The sequence below is a fragment of the Photobacterium indicum genome (genome assembly GCF_003026215.1).
In the GTDB taxonomy this organism is placed as follows: domain Bacteria; phylum Pseudomonadota; class Gammaproteobacteria; order Enterobacterales; family Vibrionaceae; genus Photobacterium; species Photobacterium indicum.
This window is the reverse complement of sequence record NZ_PYOC01000001.1, coordinates 1,066,652-1,084,032: the sequence shown is the minus strand read 5'-3', so window position 1 is coordinate 1,084,032 and position 17,381 is coordinate 1,066,652. Positions and strand designations below refer to the sequence as shown.

General features: G+C 39.6%; 16 protein-coding genes and 1 pseudogene. 5 read left to right on the top strand and 12 right to left on the bottom strand.

The features are described 5' to 3' along the window. Positions 1 to 31 precede the first annotated feature (31 nt). The 6 genes from C9J47_RS04830 to C9J47_RS04805 all read right to left on the bottom strand — a co-directional run bounded on the left by C9J47_RS04830 (position 32) and on the right by C9J47_RS04805 (position 3,733). Positions 32 to 394: a VOC family protein gene (locus C9J47_RS04830; RefSeq protein ID WP_227876353.1), complete on the bottom strand. Its 363-nt coding sequence runs from the start codon at positions 392 to 394 to the stop codon at positions 32 to 34. Between the two features lie 242 nt (positions 395 to 636). Further along, entirely contained in the window at positions 637 to 1,062 is a 426-nt protein-coding gene (locus tag C9J47_RS04825) for a GFA family protein (protein ID WP_107252476.1), read from the bottom strand. Between the two features lie 130 nt (positions 1,063 to 1,192). Next, positions 1,193 to 1,543, bottom strand: a complete 351-nt coding sequence (locus C9J47_RS04820; protein WP_006229977.1) for a putative quinol monooxygenase — start codon at positions 1,541 to 1,543, stop codon at positions 1,193 to 1,195. A gap of 191 nt (positions 1,544 to 1,734) precedes the next feature. Further along, the gene (locus tag C9J47_RS04815; protein WP_107252475.1) at positions 1,735 to 2,616 is read right to left on the bottom strand and encodes an NAD-dependent epimerase/dehydratase family protein; all 882 of its coding nucleotides are present in this window, start codon (positions 2,614 to 2,616) and stop codon (positions 1,735 to 1,737) included. A gap of 79 nt (positions 2,617 to 2,695) precedes the next feature. Continuing rightward, positions 2,696 to 3,223 carry a GNAT family N-acetyltransferase gene (locus tag C9J47_RS04810; protein ID WP_107252474.1) on the bottom strand — a complete coding sequence of 176 codons (528 nt, stop codon included), beginning with the start codon at positions 3,221 to 3,223 and terminating at the stop codon, positions 2,696 to 2,698. 36 nt (positions 3,224 to 3,259) lie between these two features. Continuing rightward, positions 3,260 to 3,733: a GNAT family N-acetyltransferase gene (locus C9J47_RS04805; RefSeq protein WP_107252473.1), complete on the bottom strand. Its 474-nt coding sequence runs from the start codon at positions 3,731 to 3,733 to the stop codon at positions 3,260 to 3,262. A gap of 199 nt (positions 3,734 to 3,932) precedes the next feature. Here C9J47_RS04805 and C9J47_RS04800 point away from each other — a divergent pair, with 199 nt between their 5' ends. The 3 genes and pseudogenes from C9J47_RS04800 to C9J47_RS04790 form a co-directional block, all read left to right on the top strand. Continuing rightward, positions 3,933 to 4,181 carry a type II toxin-antitoxin system Phd/YefM family antitoxin gene (locus tag C9J47_RS04800; RefSeq protein ID WP_107252472.1) on the top strand — a complete coding sequence of 83 codons (249 nt, stop codon included), beginning with the start codon at positions 3,933 to 3,935 and terminating at the stop codon, positions 4,179 to 4,181. Next, a complete protein-coding gene (locus C9J47_RS04795) occupies positions 4,171 to 4,461 on the top strand; it encodes a type II toxin-antitoxin system RelE family toxin (RefSeq protein WP_107252471.1) in 291 nt (96 codons plus the stop codon). The genes C9J47_RS04800 and C9J47_RS04795 overlap by 11 nt, the downstream gene beginning before the upstream one ends. Before the next feature lie 106 nt (positions 4,462 to 4,567). Further along, a pseudogene (locus C9J47_RS04790) lies at positions 4,568 to 5,569 on the top strand (IS3 family transposase); the annotation flags it as partial. A gap of 217 nt (positions 5,570 to 5,786) precedes the next feature. Here the strand turns inward: C9J47_RS04790 and C9J47_RS04785 are convergent. Next, positions 5,787 to 6,815, bottom strand: a complete 1,029-nt coding sequence (locus C9J47_RS04785; RefSeq protein ID WP_011221656.1) for an IS110 family RNA-guided transposase — start codon at positions 6,813 to 6,815, stop codon at positions 5,787 to 5,789. Between the two features lie 167 nt (positions 6,816 to 6,982). Between C9J47_RS04785 and C9J47_RS04775 the strand changes: the two genes are divergently transcribed. After that, positions 6,983 to 7,981 (top strand): IS91 family transposase, encoded by a 999-nt coding sequence (locus tag C9J47_RS04775; protein WP_107252470.1) that lies wholly within the window; start codon positions 6,983 to 6,985, stop codon positions 7,979 to 7,981. 301 nt (positions 7,982 to 8,282) lie between these two features. Here C9J47_RS04775 and C9J47_RS04770 read toward each other — a convergent pair whose 3' ends face one another. The 5 genes from C9J47_RS04770 to C9J47_RS04745 all read right to left on the bottom strand — a co-directional run bounded on the left by C9J47_RS04770 (position 8,283) and on the right by C9J47_RS04745 (position 15,081). Then, positions 8,283 to 8,987 carry a hypothetical protein gene (locus C9J47_RS04770; RefSeq protein ID WP_107252469.1) on the bottom strand — a complete coding sequence of 235 codons (705 nt, stop codon included), beginning with the start codon at positions 8,985 to 8,987 and terminating at the stop codon, positions 8,283 to 8,285. A 1,436-nt stretch (positions 8,988 to 10,423) separates the two neighbouring features. Then, a complete protein-coding gene (locus C9J47_RS04760) occupies positions 10,424 to 11,383 on the bottom strand; it encodes a restriction endonuclease (protein ID WP_107252468.1) in 960 nt (319 codons plus the stop codon). A gap of 846 nt (positions 11,384 to 12,229) precedes the next feature. Beyond that, complete coding sequence (locus C9J47_RS04755) at positions 12,230 to 12,622, bottom strand: GFA family protein (RefSeq protein ID WP_211321701.1); 393 nt, start codon at positions 12,620 to 12,622, stop codon at positions 12,230 to 12,232. A gap of 147 nt (positions 12,623 to 12,769) precedes the next feature. Then, complete coding sequence (locus tag C9J47_RS04750) at positions 12,770 to 14,410, bottom strand: TIGR04141 family sporadically distributed protein (RefSeq protein WP_107252466.1); 1,641 nt, start codon at positions 14,408 to 14,410, stop codon at positions 12,770 to 12,772. Positions 14,411 to 14,628: 218 nt separating this feature from the next. Next, on the bottom strand, positions 14,629 to 15,081 hold the full coding sequence (locus C9J47_RS04745) for a GNAT family N-acetyltransferase (protein WP_107252465.1): 453 nt from the start codon (positions 15,079 to 15,081) through the stop codon (positions 14,629 to 14,631). A gap of 515 nt (positions 15,082 to 15,596) precedes the next feature. Here C9J47_RS04745 and C9J47_RS04740 point away from each other — a divergent pair. After that, positions 15,597 to 16,616 carry an IS110 family RNA-guided transposase gene (locus C9J47_RS04740; RefSeq protein WP_107252464.1) on the top strand — a complete coding sequence of 340 codons (1,020 nt, stop codon included), beginning with the start codon at positions 15,597 to 15,599 and terminating at the stop codon, positions 16,614 to 16,616. The last annotated feature ends 765 nt before the right edge of the window (positions 16,617 to 17,381 follow it).

Here is a 17,381-nt window from a genome sequence, read left to right as displayed (position 1 = left end):
TACGTTATTAAGCTTAGTTTTTAACTCAAATCTAAGCTATACAGTCATAGCTTTTTATTTCAAATGGCGTTCCACCTGGATCACTAAAGTGCATAGACCAAAATAAGTCATGTTCCATAAGCACATACTCGATGGAGTGTTCAAATAAATGCTTTTGCCAATTGCTGAATTGGCTGCTTGTTACGCTAAAAGCGACAGTTGTACTGTATATAGATTTTGATTCAAATAAACCGAGATGTTCACTACCATTGTCAACAGCGAATGGGATACTTTCAATCCACGGCACTAGACTCGTGACTTGTGTGAAGTCTAAACTTTCTAAGTATCTTTTCTGAACTAAAGCTCGATTGTTTACATCCAATTGGATGTGGTCAATTTGATCTAAATTAAGCACAAAACTTCCTCCACCATATGCAACCAGCATCAAGTCGCGATATTAAAAAAACAGTATTTTCAATAATATAGATTTATTATTTTTGTGCAATCTGTCATAAAAAAACACTTATGCTTACAACATAGAACTTTAGCAACTTCTATAGGTGATCATGCTCCCATTATTCGGCGTGCCACGATAAATCGACCATGCATACACGCCAATAAAAAGCGATTGAGTAGAAAAAATATTGTTCTATATACCTACACCTGAGAGGCAAAATAAGCCTTTATCTCAGCCTCGGTCATCTCTGCAGTTTGATTAGAAAAACAATTGTATTCAGGCCGTTGATCGCTGAAATATTGCATATTCATGACCAACCCCTCTAGCTGCGGAAACAAACCTACGGGCATATTATAACTTCCCGTTTTCTTTAAACGATAAAATAAATGCGTTCCGCATTCAGAGCAAAAGCCACGAGAGGCCCATGGTGAAGAATCATATTCCTTCACACTTTTATCGCTTTCAATAGTTACTTCTGTCCCACACTGTACAGCGAAGAAAGGGCCGCCACCCCAAGTACGACAGGTATCACAATGACATACAGTAAATTTAGGATCGACGGCGGCAACGGTCATTTTTACTGCACCGCACAAGCATTTTGCTACCTTTTCATGAGAATCTGACATTACAATATAACCTTATATTTTCGTGGATTAATTAGCCAAATGACTAACTAACTTAAGCAACGAATGCACAAAGAAAACGCATCTAACCTAAATAATAAATACTGGCACAATGGCTGTGCCAGTCATTCTATTATTCAAAAATAGGTTCGTCGTAATTATAACCTTCATCTGAATAAGCCGTTACAATCGCATCTTCAACTAAGCCGGCTTCAGCTTTCACCTGTGTTTCAAAAAAATGTTGAATTTGCTTCCTGCGTCCATGTGCCGCCCAACAGTCGGCATCTTCCCAAATTTCATTAAAAACAATGGGGTATTCATTTCGAGATGCACTTGGGTGATCAATCTGACGAGTAAGCATATATTGGATGCAACCTTCTTCTCGGTAAGAATCTGGTTCAAGCGCTTTTAGAATTTCAAACAATTCTGCTTCTTTACCTGCTTTTGGCTTAAATTGAGCTAAAACATACACACGACTTGTCATGATATTTCCCTTTCATGTAGATAATTGAAGTGATGATAACTGAGTTTGTTAAAAAAGGTAGCGACCCAATAGGGCTAATATCACAGTAAGAGCATACAACGCCTGCAACTTATGCACTTCTACAAATATCTCTAAAATTCAATGAGTAAACACGAACCTATACCTAAGCTAACGATTGACCATAAAAAAAATTAGCGATGCCTCGTTGCTGGAAGAACTTCTGCAATTTCATTATCTAACATGCTTAATACGCTTTCATAACCATATTTGGGCAACCAACCAAGCTCTTGTTGCGCCAGTGTAGAGTCATAAACACGATCAAGAGTTTGAGGCAAACGCCATCCTCGGTTTGCGAAGTCACTTGCCAAGCAAGGTACATATTCTCGTATAGCATCATCAGCACTTTGGTATAGCTGTTCACAAGATATTTTGTTAAATGGCGTTTGTCCTGAAATGATATAGCGCCTAAAACCCGATCGACGTTTATCTACAGCACAAGCATGAGCACTAGCAACATCTCGAGCATCAATACCACGAGTTAAACGATAAACAGCCATTAAGTGTGCAGGCTCTGGGAAACAACGAGACATTTGAAGAACTGTGACAGGAAAATTGAACAAATTTGAGATGTTTCCAAGTATCTGTTCAGCCTGAATCTTTGATTTATGGTAAATCGTTTTAGGGCTTGGAGTAACAGTTTCATTAACCCAGCCCGCGGTGCCCTCAGGTGTTGATGCAAAACCATAAAGGGCGGTGGTGCTCGTGAATACAAAGTGCTTAACGCCCTTTTCTATACCCAATAATGCAAGTTGCTCTGTTGCCTTTATATTAATGTCTTCAAATTCATTATCGGATACTAACCCAACATGAGGAGCATGCAACGCCGCAGTATGAATAATGACCTCTACGCCTTCTAAAGCTGTAGTCAATAAAGCGGTATCACGAATATCCCCGACAAAATCAGCGGTTGAACATGGTGTTCTATCTATCCCAACAACTTCATGTTTTTTCATTAGGTTGATATAAATTGCACGTCCGACTCTACCTGCTGTACCTGTAATTAAAATTTTCAATTTTTGCTGCCTATTTGAACACACAAAACAATTTTAACAACTAACATCTTACTTACCTACCTAAGTAAGATCTCATCAGCTAAATATGTTTTCGTTGTAACTCATAATGCCTTACTTTGCGTACTTTCCCTGATGCTGTAACCTCAACATCATATCTATACGAAAAACCTGATTTCAATATCACTGAACCCGAAGGGGAATTTTCAGGTAAGTGCCGAGCATATAGCATCGGGAGTTGCAAATGTTTGAATGCAAATTCAACCAAAGCCAGACTTGCTTCAGTACAGTACCCTTTACCCCAAAATGGAACACCTAACCAATACCCAAGATTACCATCGTTCGCAGTTATTTCTGTTAAGCTTATAGCGCCAATAAGTTGGCCACTATCTTTTAAAGTAATAGCGTAAATTACCGATTGTTTCAGCTCCCACAAATCACAATGAGTCCGAATCCAACCTTCAGCCATTCCATTCTTATATGGATGAGGAATGTTAGCCGTCATTTCTGCAATACGTTTATCACCAGCTAACTCTTGCACTCGTGTCGCATCACTTAGATTAAACCGCCTAAGTATTAGTCTTTTTGTTTCAATGGATTGCTGACTCATATATCTCCTTAACAATAAGCCCTTTTGAATGCCTTGCTAAACTTTTATGGTATGAACAAATCGCTGCCTCGTTACTACCCCCCACTTTTCATCTTCATAGCCATCTTCAACGTAATTGCCTGCCGTGTAATCATCAAGAACATCGCGCCAAAATTTGACTGCATGTTCAGCACCTGCGACCTGTTTGATTTCCCAACTACCACCTAAACTTTTGAAAACATCAGTAATGAAGCTTTTACCAACTTTGTTTTTTCGGAAATACGGTACTACATAGAAATCACAAACTTCATAGTTAGCAGGCGTTTCATTGGCTATCGCTGTATGCCCAGCTGGAACCCCATCCATATATAACAAGTAACCAGAAACGTTACCTTCGATCTGAGTGTCTAATGGAAACAAACCGTTTTCATCAGGTTTTTTCTGCATGATTTTTGAAAACTCAGCTTCATAAGCTTGTGCCAAGTTCATATAAACATGCTTATTACTACTATCTACTTTTATTATTTTCATAAACAATTTTCACCTCAATACGCCTAACGCTAACCACAAACTGAACTTCATACCAAAACTGCGGAGTAAAACGTGTCAACTTCATGTTTTTGTTAAACCTACCATTTCGTATAAGTACAAACAGTCATTTTACTAATAGTAAAACTCAATACTACAAACTATAATGACCGAATAGAAGACCAATTAAGAGACCTTTAAGATGACCGCACGTATCCTTGCTGATGTTGCTGCTAGCATTACAGAGCTTAAAGCTAACCCAATGAAAGTCGTATCAAGTGCTCATGGTGAACCTGTTGCTGTATTGAATAGAAATGAACCTGCATTCTATTGTGTACCAGCTGAAGCCTACGAACTACTTATGGATCGTTTAGAAGATCTTGAGCTGCTTGCAATTGCAAAAGAACGTCAAGATGAGCCAAGCATCACAGTAGATATCAATGAGCTATAAGTTAGACTTCAAGAAATCAGCCCTAAAAGAGTGGAAAAAACTTGGTGCTACACTTCGTGAACAGTTTAAAAAGAAGCTGATTGAGCGATTGGAAAACCCACATGTATCGGCTTCAAAACTGTCTGGAGCCGATAATATGTATAAAATCAAACTACGACAATCTGGTTACCGCTTAGTTTATGAAGTAAACGATGGTGTCATCACTGTTACCGTTCTTGCTGTTGGGAAACGTGAACGAAGCGAAGTATACAAGAATGCCCTGCGTAGAACTGATTCGTAGGTTTAACGCCGGGCATAAAGTGCGCCACAATGAACTCACCAAGCACACCGAACCCATACCAAAACCGCCGAGTGTAACGCGTCACCCTTGATGCCTTTGTTGAACGAAAGCTTCTCCAATGACACCAGAGCAGATAGAAATCCGTGAGTTAAAAAAGAAGCTAGCTCGTTTGAAAGAGCATAATTTAATACTAAAAAAAGCCACGGCTCTATTGATGTCAGACTCACTGAACAATTCACATTAATAGAAAAACTCAAGCAGAGCCATAGTGTTAGCATTATTTGTGAGGTCTTTAATATCCACCGCAGTAGCTATAAATGTTGGCGTAATCGGAATCAAAAAATAGATGCTGAATACGTTCAATTATGTAGTGAAGTCAAAGCGGCTTACCTAATCAGTAAAGGCTCCGCTGGTGCTAGAACGATATCAGCATTAGTGACGGCAAGAGGTTTTCCTCTTAGCCGTTATCGTGCTAGTAACGTAATGAAAAAACTCAATTTAGTCAGCTGCCAACAACCTAAACATAGTTATAAAAAAGCAAATAATGAGCATCTTCAAGTACCCAATAAACTGGAGCGACAATTTGCAGTAACCGAGCCAAACCAAGTTTGGGTTGGTGATGTCACATACATTTGGGTAGGAACGCGTTGGGCTTATTTAGCGGTAGTAATGGACTTGTTCGCAAGAAAACCTATTGGTTGGGCAATGTCATTATCGCCTGATACACAACTGACAGGTAAAGCATTATCAATGGCTGTTGAGCTACGTGAACACCCTAAAAATATCTTGTTCCATAGTGATCAAGGTTCATTATACAAGCATCAAGTATCGGCAATTACTTTGGCGCAATCAAATAGAACAAAGTATGAGTCGACGTGGTAATTGTTGGGATAACAGCCCGATGGAACGCTTCTTTCGAAGCTTAAAGACCGAGTGGGTACCAACAACAGGATATGAACATTTTGCAGATGCTAAGAAAGACATAACTCAATATATTATTGGTTATTATAGCAAGATTAGACCGCACCAATATAATGGTGATTTAACACCAAATGAATCAGAGCGATTATTTAATGAAAGCTCTAAAGCACAGACCAGTTTTCCTTGACCATATATGGACGCCTCAGCTTTTACAACACTTATGAATGATTGGCTCACTACCATATATTCGGCGTCTTAATAGGCTTTTTGCCAGCGCCATGATGTAAATCCGAAACCTATTTCCTTATCACTACATCGGCATTAAATGCCTTGGTCAAGTCAGGCTCCAATAGGTACGGTTGACCGTTTATTCATCAGTGCGTGTAAACTCTTGATTTATCACCTTACGAAAATGCTTTATTAACATCAAAGCTATTGTTACCAGTCAGTATTTTCCATGCTATACGCGCTAATTTATTTGCTAGTGCTACGACAGCTTTATGCCTTCCCTGTCTGAGTGCAAGAGCATTAAACCATTGTCCAAGTTTATCATCTCGTTTGTTTGCAAAACGACCGACAGCTCTTGCTCCATGAATGAGTAAAACGCGCAATTCAGAACTACCGTTTTTCGTTATCGATCCTAAACGAACTTTACCACCTGAACTTGATTGAGATGGTACTAACCCGCACCATGCAGATAATTGCCGTCCGTTTTTGAATTGGTGGCCTGAACCTAATTCACTCATAAAGCTAGCTGTCACGATAGGCCCAAAACCAGGGATTGAAAGCAAAGCATCATAACGAGGCTGGGTTTGACATAAGGCTTTAATATCACGGTCAATCTGCTCAATCCGTTCATTTAAAGCACACATGTCATCATATAAAGTTTTAAGGAGATTACGAAGGGTATGAGAAAGCCCATTATCACCATCTTCCAAAGCGTCCATAAGTGAAGCTTGTAGTTTCAACCTACCCACTGAAAAAATAACGCCATATTCCCCAGCTAGGCTTCGGGTTTGATTAACGATGGCGGTTCGATTTTGCACTAAACGACTGCGTACACAGCGTAATGCTTTAATATCTTGTTGTTCAATTGTTTTTACTGGAACTCTGTGAATGTTTGGCCTGAAGGCAGCTTCACATATTGCTAGTGCATCGTTTGCATCATTCTTTTGATTTGATACAAATGGCTTTACATGTTGAGCTGGAATTAACTGAACTTGGTAACCCAACTCTTGAAATTGACGCCCCCAGTAATGAGAAGTACCGCAGGCTTCCATCGCAATTAAAGTGCCTTTAGGAAACTGTCTGATTTTATCTAATAGCTTATTTCGCCTGACTTTTTGATTACTCTTAATGGAATTGTCGACAAGACAAACACAAATTTGAAAAACACTCTTTGCTAAGTCGATACCTACAATTTTGATGTCCATAATGAAAGCCCCCTGAATTTATTTATCAGCTTCAAGTTTGGTATATGCTGCGAAACTTGGGTGCTGAGGCGTCCATTACATCACCTCACCGAGATATCACGTAAAAACACCTCACAGGCGATTAACCAACTCGCTAACGAGTTAACCCTCATGTGGGAGATGAAAGTATGATGTTCCAATCGCTTTTATACGACCATCTTGATGAGTTGATGGCAACATATTCTTCAACGATGACGTCTGATATTCGCTTGGCGATTCACGCTATGCTTACCTGCCACACCGAACAAAACGGTTATAGCCAGTGGCATTGCCAGCACCGAACCACGTTTGATTGGCTTGAAAAACAACAACGTAAGCTCTTACCCATCGACTACTTTATGGTGACGTTTACCTTACCCGCTGAGCTTCGCCCCTTAGCGAAAGGCTTTCCCAAACAGATTTACCAAGCGATGTTTACGGTCAGCGCCTCAATAATAAAAGACTTTGCGGATCGTGCTAAGAGCATGGGTGAGACTATCGGATTTACGTCGGTGCTTCATACCCATAATCGACGCCGAGATTTACACCCGCATATTCATATGGTGGTCACTGGCGGCGGTTTTGATACCAATAAACGGCAATGGATACACTGTAAAAATCAGTATTTATTCAACGCGTTTGCTTTGGCTAACGTGTGGCGAGCACGTTTACTCAGCCATATCACTGACACACTAAAATTGACGATACCTCGTCAGCTACCCCCCAAATGGGTTGTGGATTGTCGTCATGTTGGGCGGGGAAAATCAGCTTTGTTGTATTTATCTAAATACCTATACCGTGGCGTATTAGCCGATAACGATATTCTTTATGAAGACAACGGGAATATCACTTTTCGTTATTTGGATAGCCAGACGAAAACGTATCAAACTCGAACATTACCTGTCGTGAGATTTCTCTGGCTGATATTGCAGCATGTATTACCTAAGGGGTTAAGACGTGTACGAGATTATGGTTTACTTCGTGGTCACTCAAAACATCAACTTCAACAAATACAATTCGCCTTTATGATTGCTGGGCAACTGACGTTGCCAGCACTGGAAGATAAACCCATCAGCCGAAAAGCGGATTACTTTTGTCCTTGTTGTCACCATTTAATGCGGTGTCTTGGTGTATTTCGACCGAGATGAAATAGCGTTATATAAGGATAATGGTTTAGCTTTTACTTGGGAGATAATCATAATTAAATATTAAAATCAGTCAATTATATTTATTGGCCCTGAGCCAAGGTCGGTGCTCGCTTCAAGATAACCGCTTATCTGCAATCACCCTTCCACTTCTTCGTAATATTTCCCTATATAAGGTAGCTCGGGCTTGTTCAACACTTCGGATAGGTGTCGGCTTCGCGACACATATCCTTATCTGTTATGTTTTCGTTAGCTACAAAAAAAGCACCTAGATAGGTGCTTTTTGAATCAATTCAAAACAACTTTAGATACTTGAAACGTTGTTAACCAAACCCATTTTAGCTAACGCATTGAGATCAAGTAACTTTGTCGACGTATATCCCAAAGATTTTTTGGTAAAATTTCCGTCTGAATCAAGGTATCCATCATTTTTTAACGCTTCAGCAACTTCCTTTGGTTGAGGTAGCGTTACAACATTATTTCTGTCTTTTTGCTCATGCGCCATATCAATTCCTCCTCCAGTTCCTTTATCGTGTTTCATAGCTTCTTGAATCGCTTCATCAATGTTGCCATCTCTTAGTAAGACAGGAAATGCATGCTCTGCCCCAGAACCAATTGAAAAATATGGTAGCGGGATATCAGCACTTTCGATAGTAGTGCCGGATTTTAGCAATTCTGCGCCTGCCTGCAATATAAATCTTTTACCGTCATTGTAGACTAATACTTGTCCGACAACGCGTTCTGAATCAACTTTTTGTGCGTCACACCACATACAAAAAGCTCTAATTTCGTTTTTAACATTTAAGCCTTGCAAGTGTAAAGCGAGTAGTTCGGTTAAACCAACCATACCTGCTTGCCCCCACTCAATGCTACCGAACTTAAACACCTTAGTAACATTATCGTTAAATTCGACAGTACCGCAATCTTTAATAGTTGTGCGTCTTTTATCGGCACCTATGTGCTCGTTTTTATGTGCTACTGTTGTCACAGCCAAACCCGCATACTTCATTTGATACAACCTATAGTATCATGATGCATATCCAGACACTACTCATTGATTTAAATGATTTTAGTGATAAAACATAACGCCGCAATAACACGTGCGAAAGACCGACTTACAAAACCAATTATACTCCAAACCACGAATGCCGAGTGTAATAGCATCGTGTTGATTGCTTTGTTATACGAGCCTTGCTTTCGCTCCGATTAACTTGGTAAAGAACTGATTTACCAAGATTTACTGTAAACTAAGTTTAATTAGACTAGCTCAATTAAGCGAGCAAAACATCCAATCAACAACAATAACTGTGAAACGAAACAATCCTTTTTTCTAACACCATTTCTACGACTTGGTTTCAGCAAGTTTGGAACTGATAAACCAAATATCCTAACTACAATTGGGATTGAAAATGCTGAGAGGAAAACACTGATGCAGGCTAAAATGAGGCATAACCAAAGAACAATTGAAGCGTGAATTAGCCTCTGAAACGCCTGAATTTGGGGCAATAATAGTTCAATGCCGAACCTGACGAAACGAACACCAAAAGGCAACAAAGAAAAAGGAAAACCACCCTACTTTCACACCTAAAAAACTAATGGCTCAATCGCTGGACTGAACCAAAAAACTGCATTCTCAGAGTTCGTATAACGCCTTGGCATAAGGTGCGCTTACGCCATACTTACAAAACCAAATACACTTCCAACCAAAACCGCCAAGTGTTAAGCGTCACATTAATGCCTTTGTTACCCGGCCGTTCGACTTGGCTAAAGCAGCTTGCCTGCCATGATGAAGTGAAATGAAAAAGTACGCTGATTAAGCGCGACAAACACCCAACTCAAGGCTGACAAATTCAAAACTATAACCACGAAAATTACTGCGCGTTTACCCACAAAGTAGCGGCAACGATGAAGTTAGCACTATGGTTTACCTAATGAAGCCACACCTTACATTTGCGATGAAATTGATAACAACGCAGCCAAACTAAAGCCGCGAACATCGCCCGCAATTCTACTGTTTACGACAACCACCAAAATGTAACCACTTCCCAGCCAACGCACCGACCGCATTATTGAAAGCGGCTATCCTCGATAATGGTGCGGCAATAGCTGAGAAGTTTAAGAACTGGTGAGTACACGGAGTCGCAACCGCCACGGCCGAACCATGGTTAATACAAAGTACAGAAGTTGGCGCGGTTATCAGCGAACATTCACGTAAGTCGTTGAGACGTTTTAAAATAAGAAGCCGCTACAAACGACGAATGATTCTTACTACATACGAATTTATCTGGAATTGACCAACGCACAACGACAGCGGAGTTAGGTAAGCAAAAAGAACTCAACCAAGTCGGGTAACGCCTGCAATAAGGTGCCCCTCGCAAAACCAGCAAAGCGCACCGAACCTCATATCAAAACCGCCGAGTGTAACGGGTCACCTTGATTGCCTTGTTAGGCACTTTGGGGGAGGGTTGTGTTTTCATATAATGTATCTATCAGACTATCTGTCTGCGACCAAATCCCCGCCTTAGACATTACATATTGTTTACAGAGTGAATATATCTTCTCTTGCCCACCAATTCTTAAAGGTTGGCGATGAATTTCGGTTAGCATTTCAAATGCATTAGCACAATATCCATAGGAAGATAAAAATAACCCACCGTTAACCTCTTCATTTATTACTACTTGAAGAAACTCCTTTAATGCAACACCCCCAACTTTTTGTCCCGAACGCCAATGCTTAAGCTCTACATAATAAGTGTGTTCTTCATTATTAACTTTACACTTAAGTATTACATCTTTTCCGCCATCTTTACTTCCAGGAGTAACTTCTGAAGAAAAACCTAATTCTTCAAATGTATGTTGAACAACACGCTCCAATTCCCGCCACTCAATGTCGTCTAGGTATCTAGGATTTTCTGCAATACACCTAGCTAGTTTATCACTTAGGTCTCTACGAAGAATATTTACAAGATTTAAGTCATAATCTTCAGTTTTTTCAACACGGTCTATCCAAGATCGTAATGAATCAACATCGATTAATTCCAACTTAAACGGTAAATTCTTCTGCGCTGACTGTAATGCTGCATTAGAAAACCTAGAATTAGTTACAAGAATAGTTCGATCAAAGTTATTAAGAACACTTGCACCTATAAGGTTTCTTACCGCTTCCGCTCCAACGGGACCTTTATAATGTTTGTACTCGATTGCGATTTTTTCTTGGTTTTTACTTCCAATGAAATCAACACCACCATCATTCCTCATAGGTGTTGCTTTTATTTCATACCCTTCTTCGTTGAGTAAAGGGGTAATAACATCACCTAAAATCCTTTCAGCATCGATTGGAGGTAAATTACCACTTTCTAGTAATTTAATTTTATTTAAATAATAATCTTTGTTTTTTGTTGACATATATATATCTATCCTGAGATTACTTCTTTGTAGTGCCTAACGCCTTGGCATAAGGTGCGCCAACGCATTACTTACTAAACCAATTACACTTCAAACCAAAACCGCCGAGTGTCAGGCGTCACCTTAATGCCTTTGTTACCCGGCCGTTCGACTTGGTTTAAGCAGCTTGCCTGCCATGATGAAGTGCAATTAAAAATGGCGCTGATTAAGCGCGACAAACACCCCACTCAAGGCTGACAAATTCAAAACTATAACCACGAAAATTACTGCGCATTTACCTACAAAATAGCGGCTACGATGAAGTTAGCACTATGGTTTATCTAGTGAAGCCGCACCTTACATTTGCGATGAAATTGATAACAACGCAGCCAAAACTAAAGCCGCGAACATCGCGCACAATTTGACTGCTTGCGGCAACCACAAAAATGTAACCACTTCCCTGCCAGCGAACCGACTACATTATTGAAAGCGGCTATCCTCGATAATGGTGCGGTAATGGCTGAGAAATTTAAGAACTGGTAAGTACGCAGAGCATCAACCGCCACGGCCGAACCATGGTTAAAACCAAATAGATAAGTTGGCGCAGTTATCAGCGAACATTCACGCAAGTCGTTGAGACGTTTAAAAATAAGAAGCCGCTATGAACGACGAACGATTCTAACTGCATACAGATTTCACTAAAATTGACCAGTTCACAGCGATCGCGGAGTAAAGTACACAAAAAGAACTTAACCAAGTCGGGTAACGCCTGCAATAAGGTGCCCCGCGCAGAATTAACAAAGCACATTAAACTTCATACCAAAAATGCGGAGTAAAACGGGTCACCTTGATTGCTTTGTTATAAAGCTACCTATCGGCTGGGTGATTATCCCCGTCATTAGTTACAACATCACCTAAATCGAAAGGATTTACACCTTCTAAACAGCCAATATTAAATCCATATTCATGCGGATTAGAACGACGTTGATGATGAGTATAGATACCACAGTTCGAGCAGAAGTAATGTTTCGCTGTGCCGGTATTAAACTGGTATAACTTGAGAAACTCATTACCTTTAATGATACTAATACCATCGAGATTCACTGAGCCGACAATTGCACCTTTCCTACGACAAATTGAACAGTCACAACGTCTAGGGTTTTCAATGCCATTTGGTAACAAGAATTCAAGCTCAACAGATCCACAATGACAGGTTGCTTTATGTTTCGATTGAATATGGGTTTTCCCTACTTGCTTCAACATAGTTAAACTTCCTTTTGCTTTATAACGCCTAGAATAAGGTGTGCGTCCACTTAACTTGCCAAGCGCAGTGAACTCCTTACCTAAAATGCGGAGTGTAAAGCATCACCTTGATTCTTTTGTTAAGTGTGATGATAGCTGAATTAATTAAGCTGCTTTCTTCTTGTTTGCTCTCTTTTTTTGTGCCTTAAGTTTACCGAGTTGTTTAACATTATTATGTATATCAATTTTTGCAATAGATACTTTATAGCTCATTGCTCTTAAATTTTGATAAGCATTTTTCAATGTTATTTTCGAAAAAAATGGTAATTCATCAGGTAATTGTTTATCAGCATAAATCGCATATACGATTTCGTAATTTGCAGGGTTAGGTTCAATTGTTGTATCAGCCAACTTCAATTTTTTAGGTAACTTTAAATTTAATTCATCTCTGAATTTTTCACTTTTACGAAATGCTTCTGCTGCCACCAATCCTTGAGAAAAAAGATGACTAAGAGTACTTGAGCCAGTATATTTTTTAACATGTATTAAATGAGTACTATCTTTTATTAAATCACAGAACTCAACTGTGCTTTTTCCATTACCTAATGGAATCATTTTTTTATCCATCAAAGAGAAGGATACATCACTCTTGCAAACATATTCATTGTAATCACCTTCATTTGCATGGTTAAAATCAGGTAATTGGAACGTAGTTTTCGGAATTTTTGAAATTTCAAGATCAATAGTTGACACAAAATTAGCATCTAATTTATACCAAATACCATTTCGTAAAATATAAAGCTTTCCTAAGAGATCTACTTCAGCATTTAGACATCTATATGCACTCCATGAAGTATATATTTCATGGTTAAGGTCTCTGCAATAGATCGAGCTATTTTTTATATTGTCGATCGTATAGGCTTTGGATCCATTAGCGAGCCACGATATAAGTCTATCTAATGACAGAAATTGATATCTAGCAGATTTAATCGTGCTATCAAATGTATACCCATCAATTTTTTCGTAGTCAACTATTTCTGGCTCTGCTAACCAAATTTTAGATAAGTTATTAGCTTTGATTCTTTTAACCAACTCGATATCAAGATCTTCATTTAATTCTGGATCTTTGATCCTTCTAATATTATCGACCCACTTAAAGTCAGAAGACAGCTTTTGATTGTATTGAACTAAAGCTTTTCTGAGTAAATCCGGAATGCCTTGTAAGTCTACTGGAACACTAATTTGTAGTGAATCCCTTCCAGTTACTGCTTTACCAAACTCTTTTACTGCGCTTTTTCCCGTAATTGCATAAAGTAAATCTCGTTCAGGGTCAATTAGCAAATCAAATATATCGACACCTATACCACTCTGTGTTCGTGAATTAAGTGGCGTTTTCTCATCTGTCGCCTTATCTAAACTATGAATGTCACTGGGTGCAATAGAATTTAGTGCTACACGCAAACCAAAATCTCTTTCAATAGCTTCTGCGTTAAGCAGATGGAAACCTTGACCAAACGTAATAATAAAAGTTGCTTCTGGTACAGTTATTATTAAAGCTGCGCCAGTTCCTTTACTGAATCCAAGTTCTTCTTTTGTTACTTGACCTGACTCAATCAACAAGCTTGACCACGGAGGTGAGCTCTCTTTCTGAGTTTTAATATAAAGTCGGCATACTGCGTTTTCTATCTTCAGTTCTTTAGCTGGTTCTGACTTTGAGACTTCAATAAGTGAACTATCTTTGGCATCTTTTTTCTTTGCCAGATAGATTGTTAACTTTTGAGTTTTCAACTTATTATCTTTAGTCATAAATCTCTCTGAACATAGAAAAACACTAGCATTACAACATTTTAATCATTGTGTTTTATCTATGCCGCTCACAATTTTGATTAAAATCAGGTGGTTGTGCAATAAACACTTAACGCCGAACATAAGTTGCACCACGGCTAACTCACCAAGTACACCGAACTTCATACCAAAACTGCGGAGTAAAACGTGTCAACTTTATGTTTTTTGTTAAATGCGATTCAACGTAATCTACACACTAACCGCAACATATCTTTATGCTGAATACCATTTTCAAAGATTGGTTCATCGTAATTATCGAGAAAGAAATCCTGCAAAATAGAATCCACTCTAAAACCGTACCGTTGATAAAACGATAATTGATACCCAAAAGTGCCAGTTCCAAGTTCAACTTTACTGTAACCAATTGTAGATAATTCTTTTAATGCAAATTGAAGTAACTTTGAACCTATACCCTTTTTCTGATACTCCGGATCTGTTGCAACATTATAGATTTCGGAAGTTGATTCGTTCAGCGGCTTAGTTGCGCAAATACTAACTATTACGTCACCATCAAATGCAGCAAAACAATCTGAGCCGTCTAAATATTTTTTGATGCACATTTCAGAAGGATCAGCTTCAAGTAGTAATTCCATTGGAGCTAACTTTGCTGATATTTGTTTAAACTGAATCAAGCCATTTTCCTTTTAGAGCCCTTGAAGTATTTAACGACCTTGTTAAGCTGCAAAAAATAGTTGGCTATAATCGCGGAGCGATGGCCAACTGTTTTTTGTCTGCTTGAACATTTTGTTAGGTTTGTTCCCACAACAGCGGGTGTAAACCTATTCACTTTGTTAAAGCCAATAAACCCGCTGACTAACGAATTGCAAAGAAAACTGCACAATTCAATCAAGCCGACACTAGCTAATTGACTGAATTTTAATGTTAAACGCTGAACTAAGCTACAACATAGAACTGATTTAGACGTAACTTGTGATTTAATACAGAAATTGGATTATCAAAACTACTAAGCCATTACACAAACAAAATTTCAATTTAATGCGATGAAAAAATAACTTGGAAATTAAACAACAAACCCACCAGTAAAATTTCGGATTTTCACGAAAACCTAACGAATGGCATGGACTCCCCCTCATCAGGCTCTGCCACACTTGGTAATGTCTGACGACCAAATTACTTGGAGGCCACTATGTCACTCTCTATCTATGGCATTGATTTAGCCAAACATAGCTTTAGTATCCACGGCGAAGATTCTGTAGGCAACATGTTGATCCACAAAACAATAACGCGGTCTAAAGTTTTAACTACTTTTGCCAATATCCCACCGGCTATCATCGGTATGGAGGCCTGTGGTGCTTCGCATTATTGGGCTCGTGAACTGACTAAACTCGGTCACACGCCAAAAATTATGGCAGCCAAATATGTTGCACCTTTCAGAACGGGCGCCAAAAACGACCTTAATGATGCCGTTGCTATTTGTGTTGCGGTCGCCCGTCCTTCAACGCGCTGCATTAAAATCAAATCCGCAGACCAACAAGCCATACTGTTACTTCACCGAGCACGTGAGAACTGGGTGCATGAACGTACTGGATTGCTCAATCAAGTTCGAGCTATGCTGGCCGAATTCGGTATCATCGCCCCTACCGGTCGGCATGCTCTCCAACGCGCAATTCCCGATGCATTGGAAGATGCCGAAAACCAACTACCTGATTTATCGAGGGCGATTATCGCCGATTGTTACGACCATCTTTTAACACTCAACCAACGCATTGAAGATCAAGAAAACTGCTTCAATATGTTGGTATCACGTAGCCATAATGCCAAGAAAATAATGAAAGTAGCTGGTATCGGCCCAATCACGGCTACGGCAGTTATCGCCAGTATCGGCAAGGGTGAGCAATTCGATAAAGGCCGCGACTTTGCTGCTTGGCTGGGCCTCGTTCCTTCCCAATACTCGACCGGCGGTAAACCTCGGCTAGGGCGTATTACTAAGCGAGGCGATAAGTACCTTCGAACGTTGCTGGTACATGGTGCACGAGCAGTGATTGCCAGTCTAGGTGACAAAACCGACCGGCTTAGTCTCTGGTGTAAAAGCTTAGTTGAGCGACGTGGCTTCAAAAGAGCGACTGTGGCACTCGCAGCCAAAAATGCACGAATTATCTGGTCGATACTTCGTCACGATACCGACTACGAACCGATTAAAAGCTAACAGCTGTAGAATCCCATTTAAAAAGGAGTAACAAGCTTCACCGGGTCATTGCAATAGCCAATGATGATATATGGTTAAGACCATTTGCGGGAAAACCTGATAATGCGGCGGGCACTTTAGATGCCTTCTAACGAATGAGGAACCGCAACCGCGTAGTTTCATCAGGGTCATGGCAAATATGCCAATAAACAGACCGAATGTAGAGCGGCAGTCCCAAACCTTATATTACCTGACGCTGTTGTTGACAATCGGGGGAGTCCATGTAGCCTCATTAAGTGGAAATTAATGGTTGGCTATAATCGCGAAGCGATGGCAAACTGTTAATTTTCCATTTAAATGACTTGTTAGGTTTGAACCCACAACAGCGGGCGTAAACCTATTAATTATTATGATTTTAGTAACCCGCTGACTGACGAATTTGCTATAAAAACTGAGCAAATCAGTTAATGAGCTACTAGCTAATACTTTGAATTTTAAAGTTAAACGCTGAACTAAGCTACAACATAAAATTGATTTAGACGTAACTTGTGAATTAATGCAGAAATTGGAAATTCAAACTCAGCAAACATTTACACAAACAAAGCTTCACTCAAATGCAATGGAAAAACCTCTTTGCAAGTAAACGACAAGCCCACCATTAAATTTGCGGATTCTCAAAAGAACCTAACGCCTGCCATAAGGTGTGCCCCGTTGAACCATCAAAGCACACCGAACTCCATACCAAAACCGCCGAGTGTAACGCATCACCTTGATGGCTTTGTTAAG

What these genes read in the sequence shown, in the direction of transcription:
- C9J47_RS04740 (WP_107252464.1), top strand. Translation starts at nt 15,597, where the DNA reads ATGTCACTCTCTATCTATGGCATTGATTTAGCCAAACATAGCTTTAGT.
- C9J47_RS04800 (WP_107252472.1), top strand. Translation starts at nt 3,933, where the DNA reads ATGACCGCACGTATCCTTGCTGATGTTGCTGCTAGCATTACAGAGCTT.
- C9J47_RS04825 (WP_107252476.1), bottom strand. Translation starts at nt 1,062, where the DNA reads ATGTCAGATTCTCATGAAAAGGTAGCAAAATGCTTGTGCGGTGCAGTA.
- C9J47_RS04770 (WP_107252469.1), bottom strand. Translation starts at nt 8,987, where the DNA reads ATGAAGTATGCGGGTTTGGCTGTGACAACAGTAGCACATAAAAACGAG.
- C9J47_RS04750 (WP_107252466.1), bottom strand. Translation starts at nt 14,410, where the DNA reads ATGACTAAAGATAATAAGTTGAAAACTCAAAAGTTAACAATCTATCTG.
- C9J47_RS04760 (WP_107252468.1), bottom strand. Translation starts at nt 11,383, where the DNA reads ATGTCAACAAAAAACAAAGATTATTATTTAAATAAAATTAAATTACTA.
- C9J47_RS04820 (WP_006229977.1), bottom strand. Translation starts at nt 1,543, where the DNA reads ATGACAAGTCGTGTGTATGTTTTAGCTCAATTTAAGCCAAAAGCAGGT.
- C9J47_RS04795 (WP_107252471.1), top strand. Translation starts at nt 4,171, where the DNA reads ATGAGCTATAAGTTAGACTTCAAGAAATCAGCCCTAAAAGAGTGGAAA.
- C9J47_RS04785 (WP_011221656.1), bottom strand. Translation starts at nt 6,815, where the DNA reads ATGGACATCAAAATTGTAGGTATCGACTTAGCAAAGAGTGTTTTTCAA.
- C9J47_RS04810 (WP_107252474.1), bottom strand. Translation starts at nt 3,223, where the DNA reads ATGAGTCAGCAATCCATTGAAACAAAAAGACTAATACTTAGGCGGTTT.
- C9J47_RS04805 (WP_107252473.1), bottom strand. Translation starts at nt 3,733, where the DNA reads ATGAAAATAATAAAAGTAGATAGTAGTAATAAGCATGTTTATATGAAC.
- C9J47_RS04775 (WP_107252470.1), top strand. Translation starts at nt 6,983, where the DNA reads ATGATGTTCCAATCGCTTTTATACGACCATCTTGATGAGTTGATGGCA.